Genomic DNA, 234 nt, shown 5'->3' on the forward strand with positions numbered 1-234 from the left:
GGCGTCACCGTCGGCCACAACGCCATGCTGCATGGTTGCAGCGTGGGCGACTACAGCCTGGTGGGGATCAACGCGGTGATCCTCAATGGGGCGAAGATCGGCAAGTACTGCATCATCGGCGCCAACGCGCTGATTCCCGAGGGCAAGGAGATTCCCGACGGCTCGCTGGTGATGGGCTCGCCGGGCAAGGTAGTGCGCGAGCTGAGCGAGCCGCAGAAGAAGATGCTCGAGGCC

1 protein-coding gene is annotated in these 234 nt (G+C 64.5%); it reads left to right on the forward strand.

Annotated elements, in window-relative coordinates; translation table 11 throughout:
* The coding region (locus tag BST14_RS32380) for a gamma carbonic anhydrase family protein (RefSeq protein WP_142279746.1) at positions 1-234 on the forward strand (234 nt) is incomplete at both ends.

Source organism: Mycobacterium arosiense ATCC BAA-1401 = DSM 45069 (assembly GCF_002086125.1).
GTDB classification, from domain to species: Bacteria; Actinomycetota; Actinomycetes; order Mycobacteriales; family Mycobacteriaceae; genus Mycobacterium; species Mycobacterium arosiense.